Raw genomic sequence first — 12,604 nt, 5'->3', positions numbered from 1 at the left:
TTCAAAAAAGGTCAGGGGTCAGTTCAGGCAATCGGCGTGTCGGCGCAGATTCTGTCGGGCGTAATAGTTGAAAGCGGCGGCGTGGCGTTTCGGCCGGGCAATCCAGTCGTGGGCTTCACGGCCAAGCTCAGGGATGATGGGCTTGATGGTCCCGGCACTCATCGCCAGCAACTGCAACCTGGCTGCGCGTTCGATCAATTGCGCGATCACACAGGCCTCCTCGATGGTGGTGCCGGTGGACAACTGGCCGTGGTGGGAAAGCAGGATCGCCCGTTTGTCGCCCAGTGCACCGGCGATCAACTCGCCCTCTTCGTTGCCGACTGGCACACCGGGCCAGCCTTCGAGGAACGCGCAGTCGTCGTAGAGCGGGCAGAGGTCCATGTGGGAAATCTGCAGCGGCACTTCCAGCATCGACAACGCGGCGACATGGGTCGGGTGGGTGTGAATGATGCAGTTCACATCCGGCCGGGCGCGGTACACCCAACTGTGAAAACGGTTGGCCGGGTTGGGCATGCCGTGGCCTTCGAGCACTTCCAGGTCTTCGTTGACCAGCAGCAGATTGCTCGCGGTGATTTCGTCGAAACCCAGGCCCAGTTGTTGAGTGTAGTAAGTGCCAGGTTGCGGGCCGCGGGCGGTGATTTGTCCGGCCAGACCCGAGTCATGGCCATTCTCGAACAGAATACGGCAGGTCAGGGCCAGCTTTTGGCGGTCGGTCCACGTATTATCGGCGAGGGTGTTTTGCATCTGGTTGAGCGCTTGTTTGACCAGTTGATCTTTGGGCAGTGCTAATGTCTTGGCCATATCGGTGTCCTCTTTGGCTGAGTCATGCAGATGACACGAAAGATGCTATATGACACTTTGTGTCATGAGCAAGGACAATTCGTCACCTCCTTGATGGATTTATCGCTCCACATGTCTATCCGTTTGAAATTATTAAGAAAAAAACTTGGGGTAACCCTTGAGGCGCTGGCGGAGAAATCCGGCATGACCAAGAGTTACCTGTCGAAGGTCGAACGCGGGCTCAACACGCCATCGATAGCGGCTGCGTTGAAACTGGCCAAGGCGTTGAACGTGAAGGTCGAGGAATTGTTCTCGGAGGACAACGTCAGCGTCGACAGCTACAGCCTGGTGCGTAGCCACGAACGGCAACCTTTGGGCGCCAGCGACGACAACCCGGGTTACGCCGTACTGGCCCATCAGGTGAGTGAACGTAACCTGCTGCCGTTCATCATTTATCCGCCAAGCGAATTTGCCGACAAAACCTTCAAGGAACATTTGGGCGAAGAGTTTCTGTTCGTCCACGAAGGGCAGGTGGAAGTGGATTTCGTCAGTGAGCGAGTGCTGCTCAATCGGGGTGATGCGCTGCACTTCAACTCGCAGAAACCGCACCGGATCCGCTCGGTGGGCGAGGTGCAGGCGCAGTTGCTGGTGGTGGTGCATAGCGCCGAGGAATGAGCAGTCAGGCTCTTTGTGGCGAGGGAGCTTGCTCCGGCGCGACTGCGCAGCAGTCGTAAAACCTGCCAGCGGATTTACCCTGAAAGCATGCAGGGGGCCGCTTCGCAGCCCAGCGGGAGCAAGCTCCCTCGCCACAGGTTCAGTGTTTGCCTCAGACCTCAACTGGCACGGTGAGCTTCGGGCTGCCAAGCCCATGGGTCTTAGAATCAAAGAACCGCAATTCCACACCCGTCCCCTCAAAGACCTTTGCGTAATGCCGCTTCTGATGCTGGATGAACGCCTTGCTGCGCGGATAAATCGAGATCGCCAGCACCTGCGGTTTTGCCAGGCGCAGGGCGTGGATGATGTGGCTGTCCTGCTCGCCCAGCGCGTGCCCGAAGATGCACAAGCCGTCGCTGTGGCCGAGTAGCTGCTCGTAGCAGAACGACAGGTAATCGGAACTGCGAATGGTCTTGAGCTTGTCCGCACTCGGGCCTTCGTTGACGAACAGCGGTACGTCATCGAGGGTCTTGATCGTGTTGTTGATGGCGAAATTGCCCAGCAACGTGCCCTCGGTCGACATCAGTTTGCGCGCCGTACCATCCTGATTGCGCACCAGGTGCAGCCCGCCATGCAGGTACAGCAAACGGGTTTTATCGGTGGCGGTGACGCTCAGGTCGAAGGCGGGTTCCTCACCCTGAAACAGATCGGTGATCGCCTCGGGCTGATGTTGCACCGCCCAATAGTTGAGCAGGTCGTAATTGGTGGTGAACACCGTGCGATAGGTGCTCAATTCCTGATTGATGGTCGCCAGCGTCGACGGCACCACCAGTCGCCAAGGGATGTGCACCGCATGCACGGTGTTGATCAGCGCTTCCTTGATTGCGTAGTAGCGGTTGCGCGGCGCGGCGGAACTCACAGCCAGCGCCTTGTTGACCCGGCTGGTGGTTTTCAGCGCGCTCAGCACTTGCTCGAAACTGCGGCTCTGCATCGCATCGAACACGCTCAGCTCGGAGGGGCTCAGTGGTTTTTCTTCGACGGTGCGAGCGTTTTCAAACAGCGAGTCGTAGCCGAAATCCTCCCACACCGCGCGGCTGGCGCCATTGCCCACCAGCAGGCCGCCGAACGCAGCGCTCTTGCGCAGGGCGTTCCAGTCTTCAAGTTGGGCATCGACATCCTGGAAATCGGTCATTGCGTTGTTCGACTCACGGCAAAAAAAGGGTGATGGGCGGCGACTTTATCACGACCGGGCGCAGAGCCAGCGTGTTCTCGCCGGGCACAGCCCGGGCGAAGAACGTTATGCTGCGACTTCGTCCGAGCCAACATCACCGAGCCCCTGATGCTGCAAAAAAGCCTGATCCGCCGCCTCGACCTGATCACCCTGCAACTGTTTGTCGCCGTGCACGAAGAGGGCACGCTGACCCGTGCCGCTTCGCGCGAAGCGATTGCCGTGTCGGCGGCGAGCAAGCGTTTGATGGAGCTGGAAGAGGCGCTGGGCATCAGCCTCTTCGTGCGTCAGGCCAAAGGCATGACGCTGACGCCGGCCGGCGAAACCTTGCTGCATCATGCGCGGCAAATGCTGTTCAACGTCGAGAAAATGGGGCTGGAACTGGGCGAGCACAGTCACGGGGTGCGCGGCTACGTGCGGATGCTCGCCAATCTCTCAGCGATCATTCAGTTTCTGCCGGAAGACTTGCGGGACTTTTCCGCGCGTCACCCGCAGGTCAAGACTGACCTCGAAGAACGCCCCAGCGCCGGGGTGATTCAGGGGGTTCTGGATGGCGTGGCTGACCTCGGCATCTGTTCGATCGACAGCGACATCAAAGGCCTGCACAGCGTGTTGTACCGTCCGGACAAACTGGTGGTGCTGATGCCGCCGCATCACCCGCTGGCCAACCGTTCAAGCGTCGCCTTCGCCGATACCCTGGACAGCGATTACGTCGGCCTGCACGCCGCCAGTTCGATCAACATGCGCACCCACGCGGCGGCACGCGAGGCCGGCAAGGTGCTGCGGGTGCGCATTCATGTGCCGGGGTTCGACGCCATGTGCCGCATGGTCCAGGCCAACATGGGCATCGGCGTCCTGCCGCAGCGGGCCTATGAATTGTTTGGTCGGGCACTGGGACTGACGGCGGTGCCGCTCAGCGACGACTGGTCGGATCGCGCCTTGATCGTGGTGGTGCGTAATGAGGCGTTGCTGTCGCCGGTGAGCCGGATGTTGTTTGAGCATTTGCGTGGTTCTGTCTGACAGATTTTCATTGACTGGACTGGTCTCTTCGCTGGCAAGCCAGCTCCTACAAGGATCGGCGGCGCACACGGATCCCTGTAGGAGCTGGCTTGCCAGCGATGGCGGCATGGAGGCCGCGATAATCTCCGCGGTCGTTCGCATTTCGCGAACGCCCGTTGCCGACTGAAGGTTGGATTCCTTTGTCCCCGGTCCTCTAGCCTTGGCAGCAATTCCAAGAACAACTAGAGGTCCCCCGCGATGACTGCCCCCTTGAGTGCAATCAAAGTGATCGAGATCGGCACGCTGATCGCCGCGCCGTTCGCCGCGCGCATGCTCGCCGAGTTCGGCGCCGAAGTGATCAAGATCGAAGCCATGGGCCAGGGCGATCCCCTGCGCAAATGGCGCAAGCTGCACGAAGGCACCTCGTTGTGGTGGTACCTGCAATCGCGCAACAAGAAATCCCTGGCGCTGAACCTCAAATCCCCCGAAGGCATCGAACTGGTCAAGCAACTGGCGACCAGCGCCGACGTGCTGATCGAAAACCTGCGCCCCGGCGCCCTGGAAAAACTCGGCCTCGGCTGGGACGTGTTGCATGCCCTCAACCCGAACCTGACCCTGGTGCGGATTTCCGGCTACGGCCAGACCGGCCCCTACCGCGACCGTCCCGGCTTCGGCGCCATCGGCGAGGCCATGGGCGGGATCCGCTATACCACCGGCACCCCGGGTTCACCACCGGCGCGGGTGGGCGTCAGCCTCGGCGATTCCCTGGCGTCGCTGCACGCGGTGATCGGTGCGCTGATGTCGCTGCTGCGGGTCAAGACCGGGCAGGGCGGTGGGCAAATCGTCGATGTGTCGTTGGCCGAAAGCGTGTTCAACGTCATGGAAAGCCTGGTGCCCGAATACGACATGCTCGGCCATGTGCGCGAACGCAGTGGCGGTGCCTTGCCGGGCATCGCGCCTTCCAACACTTACCTCACGGCCGAGGGTGCCTACGTAGTGATCGCCGGCAACAGCGACCCGATCTATCGCCGCTTGATGAACGTGATTGGCCGCGCTGATCTGGCTGAAGCGCCGGAATTTGCCCACAACGACGGACGTGCGGCCAAGAGCAATCTGCTCGACGCAGCGATCACCCACTGGACCAGCAGCCTGCCCATCGACGACGTTCTGGCCGCGCTGGAAGCCGCCGAAGTCCCGGCCGGGCGCATCTATTCGGTGGCCGACATCGTTGCCGATCCGCACTATCAGGCGCGGGACATGCTGCTTAACGCCGAACTGCCGGGTGGCGTCACGGTGAAGATGCCAGGCATCGTGCCGAAACTCTCGCAAACCCCCGGCGGCGTGAATTGGTCAGGTCCCGCACTGGGCCAGCACACAGACGGCATCCTCGCGCAATTGGGCCTGACCGTCGCCGACATCGAACGCCTGAAAACCCAAGGAGTGGTGCAATGATCACTGATTATTCCGAGCGCCTGATCGTTCAGGAAGTTTCCCCGCGTGACGGTTTGCAGATCGAGCCGACCTGGGTTGAAACCGTCGACAAAATTACCTTGATCAATCAACTGTCGCTGGCCGGGTTCAGTCGTATCGAAGCCGGGTCGTTCGTGTCGCCAAAAGCCATTCCGGCCTTGCGCGATGGTGAACAGGTTTTCAAGGGCATAGACCGGCAACCGGGGGTGATCTATGTCGCGTTGATCCCCAACCTGAAGGGCGCGCAACGGGCAATGGCCTGCAGCGCCGATGAGCTGAATCTGGTGATGTCCGCCAGCCAGACCCACAACCTGGCGAACATGCGCATGCGTTGCGAAGACTCGCTGGCCGCGTTTGGCGAGATCGTACAGTCCGTTGGTGATAGCAACGTTCGGCTCAACGCCAGCATCGCCACCACCTTCGGCTGCCCCTTCGAAGGCAAGATCGATGAAGACCGGGTGTTGCAGATCGTCGAGGCCTATCAGGAACTCGGCATCCAGGGCATCACCCTGGCCGACACCACCGGCATGGCCAACCCGCGCCAGGTCGATCGCTTGGTGCGGCGGGTGTTGCAGCGGGTATCGCCCGCGGATCTGACCCTGCATTTCCATAACACCCGAGGCCTGGGTTTGTGCAACGTGCTGGCCGCTTACGAGGCTGGCGCCCGGCGCTTCGACGCTGCCTTGGGTGGCTTGGGCGGCTGCCCGTTCGCGCCGGGGGCTTCGGGCAATATCTGCACGGAAGACCTGGTCAATTTGTGCGATGAAATCGGGATCCCAACCGGCATCGATCTGCCGTTGTTGCTTAAGCTCTCCCGAGAATTGCCAGCGCTGCTCGGCCACGAAGTACCCGGCCAACTGGCCAAGGCCGGACGTAACTGCGACCTGCACCCTCTGCCGCACAACTTGTAGGAGCCGGCTTGCTGGCGATGCGGACGTGCCAGTCAACCTCAATCTCGACTGACACACGGCTTCGCCAGCAAGCCGGCGCCTACAGAAAGAAAGCCACCACCCACCAGACAACAAAAACAATCGGACACCCCAAGGGAAGTCCGCCTGGAGAACCACAATGAGCCTTAATGCACTGGAGGCCGGCGCGAGCCCGGCCGTTAGCCACGATGAAGAAAAAGCCCTGGTCAGCAAGGTCGCCTGGCGCCTGATGCCGCTGATCATGGTCTGCTACCTGTTCGCGTTTTTCGACCGCATCAACATCAGCTTCGCCAAGTTCCAGCTACAGGCCGACCTGAGCCTGAGCGACACCGCTTATGGCCTCGGCGCCGGGCTGTTCGTGGTCGGTTATGTGATTTTCGAAGTGCCAAGCAACATGATGCTGTACAAGGTCGGCGCTCGACGGTGGATCGCCCGGATCATGATGTCCTGGGGGCTGGCCACCGCGTTGATGGTGTTCGTCAACAGCGAATGGCAGTTCTATGTGTTGCGCTTCGTGATCGGTGCGATGGAAGCAGGCTTCGCCCCTGGCGTGCTGTATTACCTGACGCTGTGGTTCCCGCAGCACTACCGCGGGCGCATTACTTCGATGCTGTTCCTGTCGTCGGCGTTCGCTGGCCTGGTTGGCGCGCCGTTCTCCGGGCTGGTGCTGCAACACCTCGACGGTTTTATGGACATGCGTGGCTGGCACTGGTTGTTCCTGCTCGGCGGCGTGCCTTGTATCGGTCTCGGTTTGCTGGTGCTGACCTTGCTCAAGGATCGCATCGAAGACGCCCATTGGCTGACACCCTCTGAGAAAACGCTATTGGCCAGCCGCATTGCGCACCATGAACCCCACAAGAGCGGCGGGTCGTTACTTGCAGCGCTGCGGATTCCGGGTTTCCTGACCCTCGGCTTGATCTACTTCCTGATTCAGGTAGCGTCCTACGGCTTGAATTTCTGGGCGCCGCAATTGATCCGCAGTGCAGGGACCGAGAGCCCGGTGATGATCGGTTTGCTGACGGCAATTCCTTACATCTGCGGCGCGATCAGCATGGTGGTGATCGGGCGCTGGTCCGATGCCTGCGGAGAACGGCGCAAGTTTGTCGCGGGTCTGGTCGCGGTAGGAGCGATTGGCTTCTTCAGCGCGGGGATTTTTGCCAGCCACACAACCTTCCTGATCGTCGCGCTGGGCCTGCTCGGCGCCGGGATCATCGCCTCCATCCCGAGCTTCTGGACCTTGCCACCGAAGCTGCTGGCCGGTGCTGGCGCAGGGGCTGCGGGCGGGATTGCGGTGATCAACACCCTGGGCCAGTTCGGCGGTATCGTCAGTCCGGTCATGGTCGGCCGCATCAAGGACCTCACCGGCAGCACCACGCCGGCGCTGTATGTGATTGGTGTGTGTGCGCTGATCGCGGTGGCGCTGCTGATGTGGGGACTGCCGCAGAAACTGCGCACCCTCGACAAAGCCTAGAAAAATCGCAAGTTGCGCCAGCTCCCACAGGGACCACGCATCCCTGTGGGAGATGGCGCAGCCTGCGGTCTTTTGATTCTCAAGATGTCACCGTCATTACTTCCCCTCCCTGCTATACCCGAAATTCATCGACTGATGAAGTTCTTCGACGATCTGTCAGTCAGCAACTAAAGACCTGATATAGACTGGCGACCATTTACCACCTGTGCAAAAGGACTTCCCATGACCCCCTCGTTGCTGATGGCTGTTCTCGCCTCGGGATTCATTTACGGCATCACCCCGGGACCGGGTGTTTTGGCCGTGTTTGGCATTGGCGCGGCGCATGGGCGGAGAGCGGGCGCAGGGTTTCTTTGCGGGCATTTGCTGGGGGATGTGATCTGGTGCAGCACCGCGCTGGTAGCGATTGTCGGGGCGCGGGAAATCGGCAGCACCGCGTTTGACGTGCTGGGCGTGCTCAGTGGCCTCTATCTGTTCTGGCTCGGCTGGCGTGCGGTGAGGGCGCGCCGCAGCAGTGCCGATGCGCCGCAAGGCCCGGCGCGCCAGCCGTTTTGGCATGGCATCCTGTTCGGCCTGACCAACCCGAAGGCCTACCCGGTGGCGGTTGCCACGTTCACGGCATTGCTGTCGAGCCGCGCCGAGTTGCTGACCTGGTCGATGCTGCCGTGGCTGATATTCCTTAGCTTCGTTGGCGGCCTTATCGCCTACGCTATCCTCATCGGCATAGTCGGGGCGCAGCGGGTTCGCACCTTGTATCAACGTCATGAGCTGGCGATTACGCGGTTGTGCGGGGTGATGTTCATCGGTTTTGCTATCAATGCATTGGCCCATGCGCTGCCGGGGCTGGTGACGAACAAGGTTTGACGCTGATCGCTCGGATGCATCAGCCGCACACGTACGGGTCAGGGATATGTTTCTATTGCTGCATTGTTCGGACACGCGCCCGGCACCATGACCACCAGAAACTCCGCTCCGATGGCGAGCTACATCGACCTCCTGCTGGACGCCGTTTGCGCGGTCGACAAACAAGGTCGCTTCGTTTTTGTCAGTGCCGCCTGCGAGCGTATTTTTGGCTATACCCCCGATGAATTGATCGGCCAGCCAATGATCGAACTGGTGCACCCGGCCGATCGCCAGCGCACCCTCGACGCCGCCCGCGAGATCATGGACGGCGAGCCCAAGCTCAACTTTGAAAACCGTTACCTGCGCAAGGACGGCCAGGTGGTGCACATCCTCTGGTCGGCGCGCTGGTCGGAGGTCGACCAGCTGCGCATTGCCGTGGCCCGCGACATCACCGAGCGCAAGCAGGCCGAGTCCCGGCAGGCGGCACTTTATGCGATTTCCGAAGCAGCCCATGCGGCGGAAGACCTGCTGGCGCTGTTTAAACGTATCCACCTGATCATCGGCGAATGGTTGCCGGCGCTGAATTTTTCCGTCGCGTTGTACGACGAACACTGCGCAGAGCTGAATTTCCCCTACCACGTCGACGACCACGAACCACAACCCGAGCAGCCCGGCACGATCACCGCTCGGCTGTGCGCCGAAGTTATCCGTAGCGGCCTGCCGATCCTGCTGACCCCGGGCCAGGAAAATCCACCCAAGGGTTTCGAGATGCTGGTGACCGGGCAGAGCTCGCCGTGCTGGCTCGGCGTGCCGCTGAACTCACAGAACGGCACCATCGGCGCATTGATCGTCAAAAGCATTCCGGGGGGCGAGCGCTACACCGAGCAGGATAAAGAGCTGTTGCAGTACGTCTGCGCCCAAGTCGCCACGGCGATCGAGCGCAAGCAATTGCACGAGCGGCTGCAACGCATGGCCCAGTACGATCAGTTGACCCAACTGCCTAACCGCGGATTGCTGCGTGACCGGCTCAAAATTGCCATCGAGGCCGCGCGTGAGACGCAGGGGCGCGTGGCGCTGCTGTACGTCGACCTCGATCGCTTCAAGCAGGTCAACGACACGCACGGCCATGCGGTGGGCGACATGCTCCTGCAAACCGTGGCCAATCGGCTCAAGGGCTGCGTGCGCGAAACTGACACGGTGGCGCGCATCGGCGGCGATGAATTCGTGGTGTTGTTGCACAGCATCCACGCCTCGGGCGATGCCGATTGCGTGGCCGGCAAAATCCGCCAGGTGCTGGCCGCCCCCCTGCGCCTGGACGGGCACAGCCTGAACATCCAGCCAAGCATCGGCGTTGCCCAGTACCCCGAACACGGGACGGAAGAAACGCAGTTGTTCCGGCATGCCGACGAAGCCATGTACACCGCCAAGCGCGAGCACCACCTGCGGCTCGTCTGAAAAAATCGCCACCGTTCGTCGTGGCGATTACAGGTTTTCTAAACCTTTTGCACCGCGAAAATTCAGATTCTATGCGGGCTCCAGCTCGCCGCGATCAATACCAAGAGGTAGAGAATCATGCCTAACTCAAGAAACTCGAACTCGGGAAACTTCGCCAACGATCGAACCAAGGCCTCTGAAGCCGGTCGCAAAGGTGGGAAAACCACCACAACGACTGTCGATAAAGAGCCTGCGAAACCCGATATGGGCCGCAAGCCCGGACAGAAATCCAAGTAAGGATGACGGTGGTTTTGATTGAGAAGCGGGGGCGAAAGCTCCCGTTTGAATTTGAAGAGGAGGGCGCGACCATGAGCCCGATGGCCACCCGATTACGCAACAGTGGTTTTGCCGTATTACTGGGCCTGTGCGCCAACAGCGCTTTTGCCCAGACACCCACCGAATTCATCAACGATGCATCGGCCAAGGGTGTGGCCGAAATCGAAGCCAGCCGCCTGGCGCATCAGAAAGCCGAATCCAAGGAGGTCAAGGATTACACCATCGTCGTGATCAACGACCGCACCACCGCCAACCAGCATCTGGCGAAAATCGCCAAGCAACTCGACCTGCCGGTGGCGCCCCGCGAAGAGGTTGTGGAGAAGGCCAAGACCTTGATGCCGCAGGTCATGGACGGCGCGACGTTCGATGAGGCGTACGCCGCGAGCCAGGTGAAGACGACTCAAGAAGCCATCGAGCAACTTGAACAAACGGCGCAAACCACCGACGTGCCGCAAATCAAAGCCTTCGCCGAAGAAACCTTGCCCAAACTGCAAAACCATCTGCAAATGGCCAGGGCGCTGCAGGCCAGTCGCTAGGCGCTGCATGGCTCAGGCGACTTCGGTCGCCTGAGCAACTTCAGCAGTCCTGCAAACCTGACTTGCCCTTTTCTTCGACAACAGTACCTTCCAGTTTTATCGTCTGTCCCTCGCCAAGCTTGCGGTACTGCTTTCTCAGCGCCTCCAGTTCCTTGAGGTCCAGCGCTTCCAGGCCCAGCATCGCGTTCTGCGCTTCCTTCGTTACCCGCAGCAATTCATCGACCTTCAAATGCAAAATGTCCGTGTCGCGGTTCTGCGTGTTCTGGATCAGGAACACCATCAGGAACGTAATGATGGTGGTCGAGGTGTTGATGACCAGTTGCCAGGTGTCGTTGTACCCAAAGATCGGACCGCTCACCGCCCACAAAAAAATCAGAATGATTGCACCCATGAACGTCGTGGGGCTGCCGGCCCACAGGGCGAGTTTCTGCGCGACTTTTGCGAATTTCATGGCCGTGTTCCTTATTGGGGATGAACCTGAAATTCAGACATCGGGGGGGAGATGAAAATTCGGCTGGGTTACACGCCTCAATAATTCTCGGCAGTGAGCAAAGTCTTAAATCTAGGGTGGAATCTTTCCTTGTGCCGGTTTGTGACTAGTATCTATGGCAATCAATTTGCCAGCATGTATTCACCCGGATCGACAACGGAAAAGAGGCTACTCATGGAATTCTTCGAAAAGTTAGCAAGTCTCGCTGCCAAAGTTCGTTTGCAGGGCGCAGCCATCCAAACGGAGGAGGCAACCAAGAATGCTTTTGTCATGCCATTCATCAGCACGGTACTTGGCTACGATGTTTTCGATCCGACGGAAGTGACGCCCGAATTCGTTTGCGATATCGGAACGAAGAAGGGAGAAAAAATCGACTACGCAATCATGAAGGCAGGCGAGGTACAGATCCTCATCGAGTGCAAGAAAATAGGCGAGCCGCTGCACATCAATCATGCCTCACAGCTATTTCGCTATTTTCATGTCACCAGCGCTCGAATCTCCATTCTCACCAACGGTCAGGTCTATAAGTTTTTCACTGATCTCGACGCGCCGAACAAGATGGATGAGAAACCGTTTCTCGAGCTCGACTTGCTGGATATCGATGAGTACTCGGTGCCTGAGTTGATCAAGCTCACAAAGTCGGCATTTGATGTAGATTCGATCATCAGCGCCGCAGGTGAGTTGAAGTACGTCAGCCAGATCAAGAAGGTCATTGCGTCTCAGGTGAGCAAGCCCGATGACGATTTCGTAAAGGTGTTCGCTTCACGGGTTTACGACGGGGTGATTACGCAGAAGGTCCGCGATCAGTTCCACGAGCTCACGCGAAAGGCTGTTGTGCAGTTCCTCAATGACCAGATCAATGACCGCCTCAAGTCGGCCATGAGTGGGGCCATTCAGCCAGCAATGGCCTCGTTGCCGATCACTACCGGTAACACTGAACAACTAGAGGTTCGAGACGAGTCAGAGGACAAAGTACTCACGACGTTGGAAGAACTGGAGGGCTATCACATTGTCCGTGCAGTGGTCCGGTCGGTTGTCGATGCCAAGCGAATTGTTCAACGCGACACTCAAAGTTACTTCGGCATCTTGCTTGACGATAACAACAGGAAACCGATCTGCCGCCTGCACTTCAACCGTTCGCAAAAATACATCGGCATATTTGACGAAGAGAAAAATGAAACCCGGCATGCCATCAACTCCGTCGATGACATTTACGAGTACTCGGATCATTTGAAAAAGACCGTCGGGTACTACGATTAGGTTTGCTGTCTAGCGACGATGGTCAATCTAGCTGCAAAACCTGTGGGAGCGAGCTTGCTCGCGATAGCGCCCTGTCAGTCGACGACACTGTTGACTGTGCATTCGCCATCGCGAGCAAGTTCGCTCCCACAATTTTTGTGCCAAAGGTGGAATAGAGCAGACCTTCCGGCCGGTGTA

At 59.3% G+C, this 12,604-nt stretch carries 13 protein-coding genes; 10 read left to right on the top strand and 3 right to left on the bottom strand.

The window, feature by feature from the left end:
* Positions 1–18: 18 nt before the first annotated feature.
* Positions 19–801 (bottom strand): aldolase, encoded by a 783-nt coding sequence (locus M5G20_RS23920; protein WP_273921185.1) that lies wholly within the window; start codon positions 799–801, stop codon positions 19–21.
* 111 nt (positions 802–912) lie between these two features.
* Between M5G20_RS23920 and M5G20_RS23915 the strand changes: the two genes are divergently transcribed.
* Positions 913–1,455: a helix-turn-helix domain-containing protein gene (locus tag M5G20_RS23915; protein WP_034150121.1), complete on the top strand. Its 543-nt coding sequence runs from the start codon at positions 913–915 to the stop codon at positions 1,453–1,455.
* Between the two features lie 151 nt (positions 1,456–1,606).
* Here M5G20_RS23915 and M5G20_RS23910 read toward each other — a convergent pair whose 3' ends face one another.
* Positions 1,607–2,626: a DUF4917 family protein gene (locus M5G20_RS23910; protein WP_273921184.1), complete on the bottom strand. Its 1,020-nt coding sequence runs from the start codon at positions 2,624–2,626 to the stop codon at positions 1,607–1,609.
* A gap of 147 nt (positions 2,627–2,773) precedes the next feature.
* On the opposite strand from M5G20_RS23910, the gene M5G20_RS23905 reads away from it, so the two are divergent.
* The 8 genes from M5G20_RS23905 (at position 2,774) to M5G20_RS23870 (ending at position 10,677) form a co-directional block, all read left to right on the top strand.
* A complete protein-coding gene (locus M5G20_RS23905; RefSeq protein ID WP_273921183.1) occupies positions 2,774–3,682 on the top strand; it encodes a LysR family transcriptional regulator in 909 nt (302 codons plus the stop codon).
* Positions 3,683–3,919: 237 nt separating this feature from the next.
* Positions 3,920–5,113, top strand: coding sequence for a CaiB/BaiF CoA transferase family protein (locus tag M5G20_RS23900; RefSeq protein ID WP_273921181.1), 1,194 nt, complete (start codon positions 3,920–3,922; stop codon positions 5,111–5,113).
* Complete coding sequence (locus tag M5G20_RS23895; RefSeq protein ID WP_273921180.1) at positions 5,110–6,042, top strand: hydroxymethylglutaryl-CoA lyase; 933 nt, start codon at positions 5,110–5,112, stop codon at positions 6,040–6,042. Before M5G20_RS23900 ends, M5G20_RS23895 begins: the two co-directional genes overlap by 4 nt.
* Before the next feature lie 157 nt (positions 6,043–6,199).
* Positions 6,200–7,531 carry an MFS transporter gene (locus tag M5G20_RS23890; protein ID WP_273921179.1) on the top strand — a complete coding sequence of 444 codons (1,332 nt, stop codon included), beginning with the start codon at positions 6,200–6,202 and terminating at the stop codon, positions 7,529–7,531.
* Positions 7,532–7,753: 222 nt separating this feature from the next.
* Entirely contained in the window at positions 7,754–8,392 is a 639-nt protein-coding gene (locus M5G20_RS23885; protein ID WP_150732223.1) for a LysE family translocator, read from the top strand.
* Between the two features lie 87 nt (positions 8,393–8,479).
* Positions 8,480–9,826 carry a sensor domain-containing protein gene (locus M5G20_RS23880; RefSeq protein ID WP_273921178.1) on the top strand — a complete coding sequence of 449 codons (1,347 nt, stop codon included), beginning with the start codon at positions 8,480–8,482 and terminating at the stop codon, positions 9,824–9,826.
* Positions 9,827–9,943: 117 nt separating this feature from the next.
* Positions 9,944–10,102 (top strand): KGG domain-containing protein, encoded by a 159-nt coding sequence (locus tag M5G20_RS23875; protein ID WP_007976786.1) that lies wholly within the window; start codon positions 9,944–9,946, stop codon positions 10,100–10,102.
* Between the two features lie 71 nt (positions 10,103–10,173).
* Entirely contained in the window at positions 10,174–10,677 is a 504-nt protein-coding gene (locus tag M5G20_RS23870) for a DUF4142 domain-containing protein (RefSeq protein ID WP_150732225.1), read from the top strand.
* A 40-nt stretch (positions 10,678–10,717) separates the two neighbouring features.
* Here the strand turns inward: M5G20_RS23870 and M5G20_RS23865 are convergent, their stop codons facing one another.
* A complete protein-coding gene (locus M5G20_RS23865) occupies positions 10,718–11,128 on the bottom strand; it encodes a low affinity iron permease family protein (RefSeq protein ID WP_273921175.1) in 411 nt (136 codons plus the stop codon).
* A 213-nt stretch (positions 11,129–11,341) separates the two neighbouring features.
* Between M5G20_RS23865 and M5G20_RS23860 the strand changes: the two genes are divergently transcribed.
* Positions 11,342–12,427, top strand: coding sequence for a type I restriction endonuclease (locus M5G20_RS23860; protein WP_273921174.1), 1,086 nt, complete (start codon positions 11,342–11,344; stop codon positions 12,425–12,427).
* Positions 12,428–12,604: the final 177 nt, after the last annotated feature.

Origin of the sequence: Pseudomonas sp. TNT2022 ID1044, assembly GCF_028656895.1 — a bacterium.
Lineage (GTDB): Bacteria > Pseudomonadota > Gammaproteobacteria > Pseudomonadales > Pseudomonadaceae > Aquipseudomonas > Aquipseudomonas reinekei.
The sequence above is the reverse complement of the archived record's forward strand: the minus strand, read 5'-3'. Positions and strand labels throughout refer to the sequence as shown.

Coding starts and splice junctions, on each gene's coding strand:
- M5G20_RS23920 (WP_273921185.1), bottom strand. CDS start 801: ATGGCCAAGACATTAGCACTGCCCAAAGATCAACTGGTCAAACAAGCG.
- M5G20_RS23915 (WP_034150121.1), top strand. CDS start 913: ATGTCTATCCGTTTGAAATTATTAAGAAAAAAACTTGGGGTAACCCTT.
- M5G20_RS23910 (WP_273921184.1), bottom strand. CDS start 2,626: ATGACCGATTTCCAGGATGTCGATGCCCAACTTGAAGACTGGAACGCC.
- M5G20_RS23905 (WP_273921183.1), top strand. CDS start 2,774: ATGCTGCAAAAAAGCCTGATCCGCCGCCTCGACCTGATCACCCTGCAA.
- M5G20_RS23900 (WP_273921181.1), top strand. CDS start 3,920: ATGACTGCCCCCTTGAGTGCAATCAAAGTGATCGAGATCGGCACGCTG.
- M5G20_RS23895 (WP_273921180.1), top strand. CDS start 5,110: ATGATCACTGATTATTCCGAGCGCCTGATCGTTCAGGAAGTTTCCCCG.
- M5G20_RS23890 (WP_273921179.1), top strand. CDS start 6,200: ATGAGCCTTAATGCACTGGAGGCCGGCGCGAGCCCGGCCGTTAGCCAC.
- M5G20_RS23885 (WP_150732223.1), top strand. CDS start 7,754: ATGACCCCCTCGTTGCTGATGGCTGTTCTCGCCTCGGGATTCATTTAC.
- M5G20_RS23880 (WP_273921178.1), top strand. CDS start 8,480: ATGACCACCAGAAACTCCGCTCCGATGGCGAGCTACATCGACCTCCTG.
- M5G20_RS23875 (WP_007976786.1), top strand. CDS start 9,944: ATGCCTAACTCAAGAAACTCGAACTCGGGAAACTTCGCCAACGATCGA.
- M5G20_RS23870 (WP_150732225.1), top strand. CDS start 10,174: ATGAGCCCGATGGCCACCCGATTACGCAACAGTGGTTTTGCCGTATTA.
- M5G20_RS23865 (WP_273921175.1), bottom strand. CDS start 11,128: ATGAAATTCGCAAAAGTCGCGCAGAAACTCGCCCTGTGGGCCGGCAGC.
- M5G20_RS23860 (WP_273921174.1), top strand. CDS start 11,342: ATGGAATTCTTCGAAAAGTTAGCAAGTCTCGCTGCCAAAGTTCGTTTG.